Consider the following 13,985-nt stretch of genomic DNA (forward strand, 5'->3'; position numbering starts at 1 on the left):
CATCCACGCCGTGCGCCCCGGGGCCACCACCCGGGACATCGCGCTCAAATGGCCCTCGGCGAAGGAGGCCTGGGGGTACGAGGAGGAGGACCTGGCGGCCGCCAACCTGTGGGGTCACGGCCTGGGACTGGCCCAGTATGACCAGCCCGTCATTTCCCGCATCTGGTCACTCGATCACCCGCTCGAGATCAAGCCCGGCAAGGTCTTCGCGCTCGAGACCCAGCACGGCAAGAAGTACGAGTGGGGGGTGCGGATCGAGGAGATGCTGATCGTCCATGAGGACCGGACCGAGATCATCTCGAACTTCCCCGTGGAGCAGATCACGGTCGTCGTCTGATGCACTCGCCCCGATGGCAGAGACGACCCGCGCGGCGGTGCTCGAGGCGCCCCGTCTCGGGCTCATTTGCCAGGCCCTGCGGCTAGGACTCACGAGGGTGAGCCCATCTAAATCCGGTTAGGCCGGTCGAAAATCACGGGTCGGAGATCGGTAGTGGCGAACATCAGGCCGATGCGAATCCCGGGACGGTGGCGCGAGGGATTCGTGCTCGATTATCATACCCTTAGCAGTACGTACCTTGGAGAAGACGAGTACGGACATCCGATGTTTGACACCAAACGGAGCGACGTCGGTGAACTGCTATACCGTCTAAAGTATCGTTTGGACAACTCTGCGCTTGAGGAGCTTGTTCTTACCGTCGCCCGGTTCGTCCAATCCTGGAATCCTGGCGCAACCGTAATCGTTCCGGTTCCGCCGTCCCGGTCAGGAAGACCTCAGCAGCCCGTGCGCACCATCGCGGAAGCACTCGGCAAGCAAGTCGGGATTCCCGTTGAGCCGAATGCGGTCATCCACGCGAAGGAGACACCTGAGCTCAAGAACGTTTACGACTACGATGAGAGGCTTCGTCTACTCGAAGGTGCTCATACGGTCGCGCCAGCGCTCGTTGCGGGTCAGAAGGTTCTGCTTTTCGATGACCTGTACCGTTCGGGAGCGACCATGAACGCCATAACGGCGGCCCTCTACGATCAGGGTCGCGTCGTTGATGTATATGCTCTCGCCATCACTCGTACGCGGAGCAAGGTATGACCAAGGTCTTTGTGGGAGGATCTCGACGAGTATCCCGCCTCAATATCGAGGTGCGGCGCCGCCTAGACCGCATCATCGAGCAAGGTCTCGTAGTGCTATTGGGGGATGCGAACGGCGCCGACAAGGCGATCCAGAAGTATCTTCAGAGTCGGGGCTACGAGAGGGTCGAGGTGTTCTGTTCAGGGGGACAATGCCGCAATAACCTCGGTAACTGGCCAATCAGGGCTGTGCCTGCGGCTCAAGGCAGGAAAGATTTCGACTTCTACGCAGCGAAGGATCAGCAGATGGCTCAGGAGGCGTCTGTCGGATTTATGATCTGGGATGGTAGAAGTGCGGGTACTCTTACCAACATAGCTCGCCTACTGCGCCAACATAAAAAGGCCGTGGTATACACTGTGCCGACCAAGAAATTCTCTACCCTAAAAGACAGTGCTGACTGGGAGCAACTCGTCGCCGAATGTGAAAAGGATGTGCGGCAGAAGGTCTCGCATGCCGCGTTGTTTCGAGACGTGCGGTCGGGCGCAAGACAGGCGACTTTGCTGTGAGGGATACCGGACCTGACGGATAACCGAGTGACGGGAAATTGAAAGACTACTACGCCACCGCGCTCAAGTGGCTCTACGACTCCATCCACGCCGTGCGCCCCGGGGCCACCACCCGGGACATCGCGCTCAAGTGGCCCTCGGCGAAGGAGGCCTGGGGGTACGAGGAGGAGGACCAGGCGGCCGCCAACCTGTGGGGCCACGGCCTCGGACTGGCCCAGTATGACCAGCCGGTCATCTCGCGCATCTGGTCCCTCGATCACCCGCTCGAGATCAAGCCCGGCATGGTCTTCGCGCTGGAGACCCAGCACGGCAAGAAGTACGAGTGGGGGGTGCGGATCGAGGAGATGCTGATCGTCCACAACAACGGCATCGAGATCATCTCGAACTTCCCCGTGGAGCAGATCACGGTCGTCGACTGATGCCCCGGGCGTGTCCTGCGCCTGGTGATCGCAACCGAGGAGTGAGCGATCCCGTGGATCTCGCGATCCCCTTGACGGACGCCGCGCGGGCGACGCCGGACCGCGTCGGGCCGAAGGCGGCTACTCTCGCCCGGCTCAAACGCGCCGGGCTGCCCGTCCCAGACGGGTTCTGCCTCACCGCCGAGGCGTACCGCGCCCAGCTGCGGGCGGCAGGCGTCGAGGTAAGGGCTTCTGGCCTCGCCCACGGGGAGGGTGTCGACCTGAGGCGCCGTGCGCTCGACGTCAAGCTCGGGTTCCAGCGTGCGCCGCTCGAGCCGACGGTGTCCACAGCACTCGCGGCAGCGTGGCGCCGCCTGATGAGCCGGCCGGCGAGCCTGGCCGCGGTGCGCTCCTCAGCGCTGCTCGAGGACACGCCGACCGCGTCCTTCGCCGGCCAGTTCGACAGTTTCTTCGGGATCGCCACCGAGGCCGAGCTGGTGACGGCCGTACGCGCCTGCTGGGCGGCGCTCTGGGCCACGCGCGCGCTCCGCTACATGGAGGTACACGGCGTCGATCCGGCGCAAACGGCGATGGCGGTCCTGGTGCAGCACCTCGTGGAGGCGCGCGCGGCGGGGGGCGCGCTGAGCCGTACGGCGGACGGCGATGTCCTGCTCACCGGCACCTGGGGCCTGGGTTCGGCGGTCGCCCAGGGCGAGGTAGTGCCCGACCGTTTCGTGGTGCGACGCGACGGCGCGCTGGCGGAGGTGGAGCCAGGCCGGAAGGACCGCCTCGTACTGGTCTCCGCGGAAGCCGGGCTGCGTCCCCGGGCGGTCGCCCGTGAGCTGGTGGAGGCTCCGTGTCTCGACGCCGGCCAGGTGCGGGAATTGGCGGGCATGGTCCTGGCGGCTGAGGCGGTCCTCCGCCGCCCGGTCGAAGTAGAGTGGGCGCTCGGCGCCGAGGGCCTCCAGATCCTCCAGGCGCGGCCGCTCCGGGTGGAGCCGCGTCAGGCGCCCGACGAGCTATGGCTCCGCCATCCCGGCTTGCGCGGCCAGCCGGCGGGGGTGGGCTGGGGTTCGGGCCCTGCCCGCATCGTGCTGAGCGAGCATGACCTCGAGCACGTGGAGCCGGGCGAGGTACTGGTGACCCAGGTGGCGGGCCCGGCATTGACCGCTGTCCTGCCATGGGTGGCAGGCGTGGTGGCCGAACTGGGGGGCAGCACGTCGCACCTGGCGGCCCTGGCCCGCGAGCGCGCGATTCCCACCGTCCTCGGCGTGGCCGGCGCCACCCGCCGCATCCCCGAGGGGGCGATAGTCGCGGTGGACGGGGTTGCCGGCGTGGTACGCTGGGTGAGCTGATGCGCGCCCGGATCTTCGTTGTCGAGCATACTGTCGCCGTCATCCAACGGCGGCGGCCGCCGAACTGCGTCAAACCAGAGCTCTACGGTTGAGACTGGCATGCTAGAGGTTCGGGACATTCACACGTACTACGGCGACAGCTACGTCCTCCAAGGGGTCTCGCTCCGGGTGGACAAGGGGCAGGTGGTGGGGATCCTCGGGCGGAACGGGATGGGGAAGACGACGCTGATCCGGTCGATCATCGGGTTCACCCCGCCCCGCCAGGGGCAGGTGGTGTTCAAGGGCCAGGACATCACCAGGTGGCCCTCCTACCGGGCGGTCGCGCTCGGGATGGGCCTGGTTCCCCAGGGCCGCCGCGTCTTCCCGTCGCTCACAGTGATGGAGAACCTCATGGTCGCCACGCGCGGTAACAGCCGGGCGTGGACGACCGAGCGCGTGATGGACCTCTTCCCGCGCTTGAGAGAGCGCGCCGAGCACCGGGCGGGGAAGCTCTCGGGCGGCGAGCAGCAGATGCTGGCGATCGCCCGCGCGCTCATGACGAACCCGGAGCTTCTGCTGATGGACGAGCCCACCGAGGGATTGGCGCCGCTTCTCGTACGCGAGGTCGGCCGTGCCATCGGCGACCTGAAGGCGCGGGGGCTCTCGATCCTCCTGGTCGAGCAGAATCTGCCGCTCGCCCTCGGGGTCGCCGACGACGTCCACATCCTCTCCCGCGGCCGGATCGTCCACTCCAGCTCGCCTCAGGCCCTCTGGCAGAACGAGGAGATCAAGGCGCGGTATCTGGGGCTCTAGCTCGAAACGCCCAAAGGAGTCGAGAGTGCGATTCGGAACCTTCTACTTCTTCCAGGCACCACCTGGCCAGGACCACGCCGACATCATCCACCGCGAGCTCAGGCAGATGGAGTGGACCGAGGAGCTCGGGTTCGACGAGGTGTGGCTGACTGAACACCACTTCATCGACTACGGCCTCGCGGTCGACCCATTGATGCTCGCGGCGGCCGCGGCCATGCGGACGCGCCGCATCCGGATCGGGCTCGCCGCGGCGATCCTACCCTTCCACGATCCCGTCCGCCTCGCCGAGCAGGTCGCGCTCGCCGACATCCTGTCCGACGGCCGCCTCGACGTCGGCATGGGCCGGGGGAACCGGCCGACGGAGTTCGCGGGCTATCGGATCCCGCAGATCGAGAGCCGCGAGCGCTTCGACGAGACGATCGAGATCATGATCAACGCGTGGACCAAAGAGCGCTTCAGCTACGAGGGGCGTTTTTTCCAGATCCACGAGGTCCGCGTGATCCCGAAGCCCCTCCAGCGTCCTCACCCCCCGCTCTATCAGGTCTGCGTCTCACCCGAGAGCATCGAGCACACGGCGCTGCGTGGCTGGCCGATGCTCAACTCGCTCGTCTACGGCTCCGTCGACCGGCTCGTCACGGACCGGGACATCTACGTCAAGACGCTCAAGAGCGCCGGGCGGAGCCAGGAGGAGATCACCGGGCTTCTCACCGACTGGGGCGTCTCGCGTCATATCTACGTGGCGCCCAGCGACGCCTACGCCCTCGTCGAGGCGAAGGAGGCGGAACTCTGGTACCTGGAGGCGTTCAAGAAGTTCGTCCTTCCCGAGCGCATCGAGGACGCCGACCCGGCGCTGCAGCCCGCCTTCCGTGCGATGGCCGAGCGGCTCGCCAACACCACGTGGGAGGGCCTGGTGGCAGAGACCGTGGCCTTCGGCTCTCCGGAGACCGTCGCCCGGAAGATCGAGGAGATGCGGCAGGCCGGGGTCGGCCAGGTCCTCTGCTGGATGAACTTCGGCGGCCTCCCCCAGGACAAGGTCCGGCGCTCGATGGAGTTGTTCGCACGGGAGGTCATGCCCCGGTTCCGATAAAAATCGGAGGGGGCCTCGACGGCCCCCTCCGAGGCCTCCCCCAGGGGTTGCGCGAGCGAAGCTCGCGCTAGAAGGGGAGACGAAGGGAGGCGAGCATGCGGAGGATCGGCATCATCGGTGTAGGGCTGCTGGGGACGGCTGTCGCCTCGCGCCTGCTCAAAGGCGGCTTTGAGGTGACGGGCTTTGACACACGCCCTGAGCAGGTGCAAGCGCTTCGCCCCCAGGGACTCAAAGCCGGGACGAGCATCGCCGAGGCGGCGGTGGGGGCGGAAGCGGTCTTCACGATCCTGCCGTCGCTGGAGAGCGTGGAGACGGTGGTCAGCGGCCCGGCCGGCCTCGTGGAGACGGCGCCTCGCGACGCCACGCTGATCCAGATGAGTACGATCTCGCCCGAGCTGACCCGTCGCCTCGGCGAGGCCGCCCAGGCCAAGGGGCTTGGGTTCCTCGACGCGCCCATGAGCGGGACCAGCGGGATGGTGGCGCGCGGCGACTGCACGATCTTCGTCGGGGGCGAGCCGGGACGGGTCGAGGCGTGCCGCCCGGTCTTTGACGCGATTGCGCGGCGGACCGCCTACGTGGGGGCGGTCGGTATGGCCTCGCTCGCGAAGCTCGCGACGAACCTCCTGGTCGCCCTCAACACGGCGGCTCTCGCCGAGGCGCTGGTCCTGGGGGCCAAGGGCGGCCTCGACCCGGCCCAGCTGGTCGATCTGCTGCGCGACAGCGCGGCGGGCTCCAGGATGCTGGACGTCCGCGGGCCCCTTATGGCGAGCCACCGCTTCGAGCCCCAGATGAAGCTCGAGCTGTTCCTGAAGGACTTCAAGCTCATGCTCGAGGAGGGCCGGCGCCTCGGCGTCGCGCTCCCGCTGACGAGCATCGCCCAGCAGCTTGCGACAGCCACAGTCGCGGCGGGCCGGGGCGGCGAGGATCTGGCGGCGATGGTCACGACGCTCGAGCTGCTGGCGGGAATGGAAGGCGGTGGCCAGACGGGGAGATCGAAATGACGGGCGACCATGACCGGTTCATGGCTCTGGCCGTCGAGGAGGCGCGGGGCGGCCTTCGGGCGGGCGAGCGCCCGTTCGGCTCCGTCGTTGTCCGCCACGGCGAAGTCATCGGGAGGGGACGGAACCTGGTCAACTCCACCAAGGACCCTACCGCCCACGCCGAGACCCTCGCCATTCGGGACGCAGCGAAGAACCTGAGCGACTCACGCCTTGCCGGCTGCATCGTCTACACCACCTGCGAGCCGTGTCCCATGTGTTGCGGGGCGATTCTCTGGGCGGGGATCGACACGCTCGTCATCGGCACGCGCTACACCTCGATCCGCCAGCTCTCGAACGGCCTGTTCGACCTTCGCGACTACACCGTGGACCGGCTCGTCGCCCTGACAGGATTCAAGCTGAACATCGTGAGCGGCGTGATGGCTGCGGAGTGCGACGCGATCTACCGCGACTGGCCGGGGTGGGCGGGGTATCCGCGCCCGGGAGGAATCCATGGCAGAGCTGATTGATCTCTCGGTGACCGTGGACGCGAGCACGCTGAGCCCGCCCTCGACCAACCTCCGGGTCGAGATCACGCCCCACCGGCGCGGCCCGGGCTTCTGGCAGGTCTCGAGCGTCCGGCAGAGCCTCCACACCGGAGCCCACATCGACTCGCCGCTCCACGTGTTCAAAGACGGGATCACCACGGCCGAGATCGGCCTGGAGCAGGTCACGGGCGACGCCGTGGTCCTCGACCTCTCCTCCATCGGGGCGAACCACGCCATCACGATCGACGATCTCAAGGGCGCCGGCGGTGACCGGGTTCGGAAGGGCGACATCGTCCTCCTCCGGACCGACTGGACCGACAAGATGTACGGGATCTGGCCCGACTACTTCACCCAGTCGCCGTTCTTCCCGCCCGAGTCGGCGGAGTGGCTCGTGGCCAAGGGGCCGAAGTCTATCGGCTTCGACTTCTTCGAGGAGTACTGCGCGCGCCTCCCCGACTTCAGCTCCGAGGACTTCCCGATGCACCGGGTCATCCTGGGGGCCGGGATCGTGATCATGGAGGGGCTGACCAACCTGGGGGCGCTCCCGCCGCGCCGCGTCGCCTTCTACGCCCCGTTCTACAAGATCGCCGGGACCGAGGGCGCCCCCGCCCGTTTCTTCGCCGCGGTTGAGTGAGGGGAGCGGGAGCACTGAAACGATGGAGGTCGCTATGACCCGCAAACAGTTCGGCGTGATGCTGGTGGCGAGCGTTCTGGTCGCGGCAGCGGTGCAGGGAGCCGGACCGGCGGCTCAGGAGCCGTACCCGACCCGGCCGATCACGATCGTGGTACCGTTCCCGCCCGGCGGCATCGCCGATCTCTCGGCGCGCCCCCTCGCGCCGGCCCTCGAACGCGTGCTGAAGCAGCCGGTCGTCGTCGCCAACAAGGCCGGCGCGGCGGGCGCGGTGGGGATGCAGTCGGTGGCGGTGGCCAAGCCGGACGGCTACACGTTGCTGCTCGGCCTCGTCAGCATCTCGACGATCCCGGAGGTGGACGCGCTGTTCGGGCGGACCCCCGCCTTCACGCGCGATCAGTTCGTCGGAATCGCCCGGCTCAACGCCGATCCCCCGATCCTCGTCGTCGGGGCCGATCAGCCGTGGAAGAGCGTGAAGGAGGTGGTCGAGGACGCGAAGCGGCGGCCGGGCGAGATCACCTACTCCTCCTCGGGGGTGTACGGCGCCTCGCACGTGCCGATGGAGATGGTCCTCCACGCCGCGGGGCTCCGGATGCGTCACCTGCCAACGACCGGCGGCGCCCCGGCGATGACTGCGGTCCTCGGCGGTCACGCCGCCATGTGGGCGTCCCCGCCCGCGCTCGCCGTCCCGCACCTGCGGGCCGGCAAGCTCCGGGCCCTCGCCACGTGGGGGGGCCAGCGGCTCGCCGCGTTCCCCGATGTGCCGACGATGCGAGAGGTGGGCTACGACATCGAGTACTACCTCTGGGCGGGCCTCTTCGCGCCGAAGAACGTGCCGGCGAACGTGGTGAAGGTGCTCAGGGATGCCGCACGCCAAGCGGTGCAGGACCCGGAGTTCAAGAGCGCGATGGAGAAAATCCAGACGCCGATCGCCTACCAGGAGGGCGACGAGTTCCGCGCCTGGTGGGACCGCGACGCCACCACCCTCGCCGCCGTCATCAAGCGGATCGGCAAGATCGAGACCAGGTAGAGGGCGTCAGTCCGGCAGCGGCCGGTAGTAGGACCTGCCCGCTCCCGTCCACTCCTGGAGCATCTTGCGGAACTGGGGGCCCATCGGGTCGATCCCGCGCATGGGCATCGTCCCGCGCCGGATCGTGAAATCGTGCGGCGCCAGCTCGCCGGCGCGCACGAAGTGCCGCTCCGCCGCGGCCGCCCGGCCCTGCTCGAAGAGCCACTGCCCGAGGCCGAACTCGGCGCGCGCCTGCTGATCTCCCGGCGTCGGGCGCGCCTGGAGCGCGCGCACCCGCGCCTCGGGCAGCGGCGGCGCCTCGCCCCGCACCCAGGCCCTGAGCGCGGTCAGGTGCTTGGCCGCTTCGAGGCCGGTGATGTGACGGAAGGTGTCGGTCCCGAAGGCCACGTCGTTGGGCCGCACGACCCGTCCACGCTCGTCGATCCAGAGGACCGTGGGCACGTTCACGATGTTGTAGAGGTCGGCCAGGACGTGCTTCGTGTCGATCAGCGACGGGTGCGTCGGCCGGGCGGCCTCGATCCACCGGCGTGCGTCCTCGGGGCTCTTGTCGAGCGCGACCGTGATCACGGTGAAGGCGAAGCCCTTCAGCTCCTCGTAGGTGGCCTGCCAGACCGGCAGGTCCAGACGGCACCCTCACCACGACGCGTAGACGACCAGCAGCACCTTCGTGCCGCGGTGCGCCGAGAGGGAATGGAGGCGCCCCTCCACATCGGGCAGCGTAAAGTCGGGCGCCTCGAGGGACGCGAGAGCGCTGGCGCGCTGGCGCGCCGAGACGCCCAGGTAAACGGCGCGCTCGTCCAGGTCGACCGCGAGGGGGCGGTCGAGGGCCTCGGCCAGCTCGGCGAGATCCACCTCGCCCGCGTCCGCCGTCTCCGGCTTGACCCCGAGCGCTTCCTCCACCGCCTGCGCCGTCAGGCGCACGCGGCCGTCCCGGATGCGCGCGGGCACTTCCACCGGGCGTCCGGCGTCGATGAGCGTGAACATGGCGCCTCCGTACGGGCCGGCCGGGGTCCCGGGATAGTCAGCGCCAGGCCCAGACCGGTTGCTCGAAGTGGTGGACACGGGTGGGTCGGCCGTGGACCACGGCCTCGCGGAGCTGGTAGATGACGGCGGCGGTCGGAGCGTGGAGCAGCGTGCCGAGGATCGGCAGCTGGATCACGGGCCGGTCGCTCTCGGGAATCGTGACGAAGCGGGGTACGCCGGGTGCCTCGAGCTCGTCGAGCGGGACCCGGTGGACGCTCGAGACCTCGGCGGGGTTCGGCGCCAGCTCGACGTCGCGTCGCCCCCAGACCACGACCGGAGTGATGATGAAGCCCGAGCGGGTGCCGTAGTCGTCGAGCAGCCCGAGCGCCGACTCGGCGCCGAGGGCGAGACCGAGCTCCTCGTCGAGCTCGCGCAGGGCGGCGCCTCCGGGGCTCTCGCCGTCTTCGATGCGGCCGCCGGGCAGCGCCCACTGCGTGGCGTGAGCCCGGAGCGTTGCCGCGCGACGCGTCAGCAGGAAGCACGCGCGCCCGCTCTCGTCCGGGAGGAGCACGACCGCCACGGCGGCCAGGCGTCGCCCGTCGGCTGGGACCAGCCGTCGCTCGAACGCCTCAAGGTTGGCGCGCGCCCGCGCGCGCAACGCGTCATCGAACAGGTGCATGGATCCTCCCGCCGTGATCCCGGGCCGCTTGCTGGCAAACGCTCGGCTCAACTTAGCCTGTAGTCGTGGAGGTGTCAAGGCGCGGGCCGCCGCATTGACGGGAAAAGATGCTCGGTCTACACTCGTGCCGATTCGCGTCGACCGTCGGCGCGAGGTGGCCTGTCCGCATGAGGGTGCCCACCAGATGGAGGCGGCTATGAACCGATATCCGGTCGTGCTTCTGCTTTCCGTGATCGCTGCGGTCCTGCTGAGTCCGCCCGACGAGGCGCTGCCCGCCGAGAAGTTCCCCGTGAAGCCCATCACCGCGCTGGTTGGCTTCCCCCCCGGGGGATCGACCGACCTGATCGCGCGGGCCCTGGAGGGAGTGGTGAAGAAGTACCTGGGCCAGCCCGTCGTCGTCCTGAACAAGACCGGCGGGGTGGGGACGATCGCCGTGACCGAGCTGGTGAAGGCCCGGGCGGATGGGTACACGGTCTGCGTGTGCCCGGTCGGGCCACTCACCACCCAGCCCCACTTGGCTGATCTGCCCTACACGGAGAAAGATTACCTGCCCGTCATCCACATCGCCAAGTTCGTTGGCGTGCTGAGCGTCCGGGCCGACGCGCCCTGGAAGGCGGTTCAGGAGTTCCTCGCGCACATCCGCGCGCAGCCCGGGACGGTGAAGATCAGCCATGCCGGCGTGGGCACGGTCAACCATCTCGGGATGGAGGAGCTGAAGATGGTGGCCAAGCTCGATGTCACCCTGGTTCCGTCTGGAGGTGGAGGGCCGGCCGTGGTGAGCATGCTCGGCGGCCATGTCGAGGCGTCGGTTCACAACACGAACGAGATCATCGCCCAGGTCGAGGCGAAGAAGGCGAGGGTGCTGGGGGTCTTCGACGAGCGGCGGAACCCGAAGTTCCCGGACGCCCCGACCTTCAGGGAGATCGGCTACGACGTCCAGGTTCCGAACTTCTACATCATCGCGGTCCCGAAAGGAACGCCTCCCGAGATCATGAAGACCCTCCATGACGCGTTCAAGAAGGCGATGGAGGATCCGGCGTTCGCCGCGACGGCGGAGAAGCTCGTCTTCGACCTGGAGTACCTGGGGCCGGACGACGCCGCGCGAAAGCTTGCCCAGACCTACGCGCGGAACGGCGAGTTGATCCGCAGGCTGGGCCTGCCCAAGAGGAAATAGCGGCCGTGCTCCACCGGGGCGACCTCGCAAGCGGGTGCATCGGGTTCGTCTTTGCCCTCGCCGTCTGCTTCGGCGCGCGCGCGATGCCTATGGGAAGCATCCGGGACCCGGGTGCCGGATTCATGCCGTTCTGGGTGGGTGCCGCGCTGGCGGCGATGTCGCTCGTCCTGATGTCAAGCGTGTTCCTGCCGTTGCGGAAGTTTGTCGCGCCGAAGACCGGGGAGCTCAACCGGTATCAGGTGGCCTGGATGGTCGGCGGGCTCCTGTTTTATGGGCTGGCGCTGGAGCCCCTCGGGTATCTGGTCACCACCTTTCTCCTCCTGGGCGCCCTGCTCTGGATCCTGGGCGAGCGGCGGTGGCTTTCCGCGGTAGCGTTCTCGGCCCTGGTCACGGGCGCCAGCTACGCGCTCTTCGGGCTGTGGCTCGGGGTGCCGCTGCCGGGAGGGATCATCGCGCGGTAACCGCGGGGCGATGAGTCGGTGGACATCCTCAGCCACCTGGCCAATGGACTGGCGATCGCCCTCAGCCCCGGGAACCTCTTCTACTGCTTTGTCGGAGTCCTGATCGGCACGCTGGTCGGGGTCCTCCCCGGCGTCGGCCCGATCGCCGGCATGTCTCTCCTGATCCCCGCCACGTTCGGAATGCATCCGACGACCGCGATGATCATGCTGGCGGGGATCTACTACGGCGCGATGTACGGGGGCTCCACCACCTCCATCCTGATCAACGTCCCGGGGGAAGCGGCCTCCGTGGTGACCTCGCTCGACGGCTATCAGATGGCGCGCGCGGGACGGGCAGGCCCGGCGCTGGCGATGGCCGCAATCGGTTCCTTCGTGGCCGGCACCTTCAGCATCTTGATGCTGATGCTCCTCGCGCCGCCGTTCGCCCAGCTCGCGCTCAAGTTCGGTCCGGCCGAGTATGCTGCCGTCATGATCCTCGGGTTCGTGCTGCTCGCGTACCTCGTGCAGGGGTCGATGCTGAAGGCGCTGATGGTGGCCGCGTTCGGGTTGCTCCTCGGGACGGTGGGGATCGAGCCGATGTCGGGCTACCGGCGGTTCGCCTTCGGGCGGCCGGAGCTGTGGGAGGGGATCGGCTTCGTGCCCGTCGCGATGGGGCTGTTCGGGATCGCCGAGGTGCTGGTGTCGGTCGAACGCGCTTCGCTCCAGGAGGTGATCAGGACCAAGTTGAGGCACCTCTGGCCGAGCCAGGAGGATTGGAAGGACTCGATCGGGGCCATCCTGCGGGGCTCCGTGCTCGGCTTCGCGGTGGGGATCCTTCCCGGGCCCGCGACCGTGCTCGCCTCATTCACCTCCTACACCGTCGAGAAGCGTGTCTCGCGACACCCCGAGCGCTTCGGGCGCGGGGCCATCGAAGGCGTGGCCGGCCCGGAGGCGGCCAACAACGCAGCCACAGGGGGCGCGATGGTGCCGTTGCTCGCCCTGGGGATTCCCTTCGCGCCGGCGACCGCGGTCATGATGGGCGCGCTCATGATCCACGGGGTGCGGCCGGGCCCCCTGCTGATCGAGCAGCGGCCGGACTTCTTCTGGGGCGTGATCGTCAGCATGTACATCGGCAACTTCATGCTCCTGATCCTGAACCTCCCGCTGGTCGGTCTCTTCGCGAGCCTCCTCCGGGTCCCCGGCCGCTTCCTCCACCCGCTGATCGTCCTGTTCTGCCTGGTCGGCGTCTACAGCATCAACTACAGCGTCTTCGACGTGTGGGTGATGATCCTGTTCGGGCTGCTGGGCTACGTCCTGCGCAAGGGTGGGTTCGAGGTCGCCCCCCTCGTCCTCGCCCTGGTGCTCGGCCCGGTGTTCGAGACGTCGCTGCGGCAGTCGCTCATTATGTCCAGGGGGGACCTCGCCGTCTTTCTCCGGCGGCCGCTCGCGGCCGGCCTGCTGCTCGTCGCCCTCGCCCTTGTCCTGACACCGCTCCTCCGACACGTGAGCGGCCGGCTCCTGGCGGTAGCGGGTCGCGAGGACCTCAGCGATCGGGATCGAGCCTGAACCGCGCGACGCGTGCTGGGTCCGGCTCCCAGCCGAGGCCAGGCACCGACTGCGCGGCTTTCCCTTACTTCTTGACGGCCTGGACCTTCTTCGCGGGGATGGCCTCCGCGGCTTTTGCCTCGGCGCGCCGCGGCGCCTTGGCGGGGGGCTTCTTCTCCTGCGGGACTCGCTTTGCGAGGCTCTCTTTCAACGCCTCCATCAGGTCGATCACCTGGGCGCGCTGGACCTGCGGCCCGACGGCGGTGATCTCCTTGCCCTCGACCTTCAGGTTCACGAGGTCCAGGACGCGCAGCCGGTACTCGTCCTGGTACTGCTCGGGCTTGAAGTCTCCGTTCGACAGCTCGTCGATCAGGCGGAGGGCCAGCTCGAGCTCGCCCTCCTTGATCTTGGCTGATTGACCTTTGTCGATCTCGCCGAAGTCCCGGACCTCGTCGGCGAAGTACATCGTATGGAGCATGAGCCCACCCTGGGCGGGTCGGACCAGGACCAGGCTCTCCTTGCCGCGCATGACGAACTTGGCGAGGGCGACCCGGTCGGTCTTGGCCATCGCGTCGGCGAGGAGCCGGTACGCCTTCTCGCCGCCCTTGTCGGGCCCCAGGTAGTAGGTCTTCTCGAAGTAGATGGGATCCACGTTGGCGAGCGGCACGAACTCCGCGATGTCGATGATCTTGGAGGCCTCTCCTTCCAGTGACTTCAGCTCCTCATCGGTGAAGCGC

18 protein-coding genes are annotated in these 13,985 nt (G+C 68.1%); 14 read left to right on the forward strand and 4 right to left on the reverse strand.

Annotation, left to right across the window (positions count from 1 at the left end; all coding sequences use genetic code 11):
* The 11 genes from HY726_12365 to HY726_12415 form a co-directional block, all read left to right on the forward strand.
* Positions 1-337 (forward strand): M24 family metallopeptidase (locus tag HY726_12365; GenBank protein MBI4609790.1); only part of this gene is annotated, 337 nt, incomplete at its 5' end.
* Positions 338-490: 153 nt separating this feature from the next.
* On the forward strand, positions 491-1,084 hold the full coding sequence (locus tag HY726_12370; protein ID MBI4609791.1) for a ComF family protein: 594 nt from the start codon (positions 491-493) through the stop codon (positions 1,082-1,084).
* The gene (locus HY726_12375) at positions 1,081-1,629 is read left to right on the forward strand and encodes a hypothetical protein (GenBank protein ID MBI4609792.1); all 549 of its coding nucleotides are present in this window, start codon (positions 1,081-1,083) and stop codon (positions 1,627-1,629) included. The genes HY726_12370 and HY726_12375 overlap by 4 nt, the downstream gene beginning before the upstream one ends.
* 38 nt (positions 1,630-1,667) lie before the next feature.
* The gene (locus tag HY726_12380; GenBank protein ID MBI4609793.1) at positions 1,668-2,048 is read left to right on the forward strand and encodes an aminopeptidase P family protein; all 381 of its coding nucleotides are present in this window, start codon (positions 1,668-1,670) and stop codon (positions 2,046-2,048) included.
* Between the two features lie 53 nt (positions 2,049-2,101).
* Positions 2,102-3,382, forward strand: coding sequence for a pyruvate, phosphate dikinase (locus tag HY726_12385; GenBank protein MBI4609794.1), 1,281 nt, complete (start codon positions 2,102-2,104; stop codon positions 3,380-3,382).
* A gap of 99 nt (positions 3,383-3,481) precedes the next feature.
* Positions 3,482-4,174 carry an ABC transporter ATP-binding protein gene (locus tag HY726_12390; GenBank protein MBI4609795.1) on the forward strand — a complete coding sequence of 231 codons (693 nt, stop codon included), beginning with the start codon at positions 3,482-3,484 and terminating at the stop codon, positions 4,172-4,174.
* A 25-nt stretch (positions 4,175-4,199) separates the two neighbouring features.
* The gene (locus tag HY726_12395; GenBank protein MBI4609796.1) at positions 4,200-5,261 is read left to right on the forward strand and encodes an LLM class flavin-dependent oxidoreductase; all 1,062 of its coding nucleotides are present in this window, start codon (positions 4,200-4,202) and stop codon (positions 5,259-5,261) included.
* A 95-nt stretch (positions 5,262-5,356) separates the two neighbouring features.
* Positions 5,357-6,262 carry an NAD(P)-dependent oxidoreductase gene (locus HY726_12400; protein ID MBI4609797.1) on the forward strand — a complete coding sequence of 302 codons (906 nt, stop codon included), beginning with the start codon at positions 5,357-5,359 and terminating at the stop codon, positions 6,260-6,262.
* Positions 6,259-6,768: a nucleoside deaminase gene (locus HY726_12405; protein ID MBI4609798.1), complete on the forward strand. Its 510-nt coding sequence runs from the start codon at positions 6,259-6,261 to the stop codon at positions 6,766-6,768. Before HY726_12400 ends, HY726_12405 begins: the two co-directional genes overlap by 4 nt.
* On the forward strand, positions 6,752-7,420 hold the full coding sequence (locus tag HY726_12410) for a cyclase family protein (GenBank protein MBI4609799.1): 669 nt from the start codon (positions 6,752-6,754) through the stop codon (positions 7,418-7,420). The genes HY726_12405 and HY726_12410 overlap by 17 nt, the downstream gene beginning before the upstream one ends.
* 58 nt (positions 7,421-7,478) lie before the next feature.
* Positions 7,479-8,447, forward strand: a complete 969-nt coding sequence (locus tag HY726_12415) for a tripartite tricarboxylate transporter substrate binding protein (protein MBI4609800.1) — start codon at positions 7,479-7,481, stop codon at positions 8,445-8,447.
* Between the two features lie 6 nt (positions 8,448-8,453).
* Here the strand turns inward: HY726_12415 and HY726_12420 are convergent, their stop codons facing one another.
* From HY726_12420 to HY726_12430, 3 genes are read right to left on the reverse strand one after another with little or no spacing between them, the layout of a single operon-like run.
* Positions 8,454-9,071, reverse strand: coding sequence for a TlpA family protein disulfide reductase (locus HY726_12420; protein MBI4609801.1), 618 nt, complete (start codon positions 9,069-9,071; stop codon positions 8,454-8,456).
* 9 nt (positions 9,072-9,080) lie between these two features.
* Complete coding sequence (locus HY726_12425; protein ID MBI4609802.1) at positions 9,081-9,431, reverse strand: hypothetical protein; 351 nt, start codon at positions 9,429-9,431, stop codon at positions 9,081-9,083.
* A 37-nt stretch (positions 9,432-9,468) separates the two neighbouring features.
* Positions 9,469-10,089, reverse strand: coding sequence for a CoA pyrophosphatase (locus HY726_12430; GenBank protein ID MBI4609803.1), 621 nt, complete (start codon positions 10,087-10,089; stop codon positions 9,469-9,471).
* Between the two features lie 196 nt (positions 10,090-10,285).
* Here HY726_12430 and HY726_12435 point away from each other — a divergent pair, with 196 nt between their 5' ends.
* From HY726_12435 to HY726_12445, 3 genes are read left to right on the forward strand one after another with little or no spacing between them, the layout of a single operon-like run.
* Positions 10,286-11,263, forward strand: a complete 978-nt coding sequence (locus HY726_12435) for a tripartite tricarboxylate transporter substrate binding protein (GenBank protein MBI4609804.1) — start codon at positions 10,286-10,288, stop codon at positions 11,261-11,263.
* A 5-nt stretch (positions 11,264-11,268) separates the two neighbouring features.
* A complete protein-coding gene (locus HY726_12440) occupies positions 11,269-11,724 on the forward strand; it encodes a tripartite tricarboxylate transporter TctB family protein (protein MBI4609805.1) in 456 nt (151 codons plus the stop codon).
* Between the two features lie 18 nt (positions 11,725-11,742).
* Entirely contained in the window at positions 11,743-13,269 is a 1,527-nt protein-coding gene (locus HY726_12445; protein MBI4609806.1) for a tripartite tricarboxylate transporter permease, read from the forward strand.
* 64 nt (positions 13,270-13,333) lie between these two features.
* Here HY726_12445 and HY726_12450 read toward each other — a convergent pair.
* The coding region (locus HY726_12450) for a Ku protein (GenBank protein MBI4609807.1) at positions 13,334-13,985 on the reverse strand (652 nt) is incomplete at its 5' end.

This window comes from Candidatus Rokuibacteriota bacterium (genome assembly GCA_016209385.1).
Taxonomy (GTDB): domain Bacteria; phylum Methylomirabilota; class Methylomirabilia; order Rokubacteriales; family CSP1-6; genus JACQWB01.

Excerpts from the sequence above, each read along its gene's own strand:
- HY726_12410 (MBI4609799.1), top strand. The coding sequence starts at position 6,752 with ATGGCAGAGCTGATTGATCTCTCGGTGACCGTGGACGCGAGCACGCTG.
- HY726_12430 (MBI4609803.1), bottom strand. The coding sequence starts at position 10,089 with ATGCACCTGTTCGATGACGCGTTGCGCGCGCGGGCGCGCGCCAACCTT.
- HY726_12375 (MBI4609792.1), top strand. The coding sequence starts at position 1,081 with ATGACCAAGGTCTTTGTGGGAGGATCTCGACGAGTATCCCGCCTCAAT.
- HY726_12390 (MBI4609795.1), top strand. The coding sequence starts at position 3,482 with ATGCTAGAGGTTCGGGACATTCACACGTACTACGGCGACAGCTACGTC.
- HY726_12415 (MBI4609800.1), top strand. The coding sequence starts at position 7,479 with ATGCTGGTGGCGAGCGTTCTGGTCGCGGCAGCGGTGCAGGGAGCCGGA.
- HY726_12425 (MBI4609802.1), bottom strand. The coding sequence starts at position 9,431 with ATGTTCACGCTCATCGACGCCGGACGCCCGGTGGAAGTGCCCGCGCGC.
- HY726_12405 (MBI4609798.1), top strand. The coding sequence starts at position 6,259 with ATGACGGGCGACCATGACCGGTTCATGGCTCTGGCCGTCGAGGAGGCG.
- HY726_12435 (MBI4609804.1), top strand. The coding sequence starts at position 10,286 with ATGAACCGATATCCGGTCGTGCTTCTGCTTTCCGTGATCGCTGCGGTC.
- HY726_12400 (MBI4609797.1), top strand. The coding sequence starts at position 5,357 with ATGCGGAGGATCGGCATCATCGGTGTAGGGCTGCTGGGGACGGCTGTC.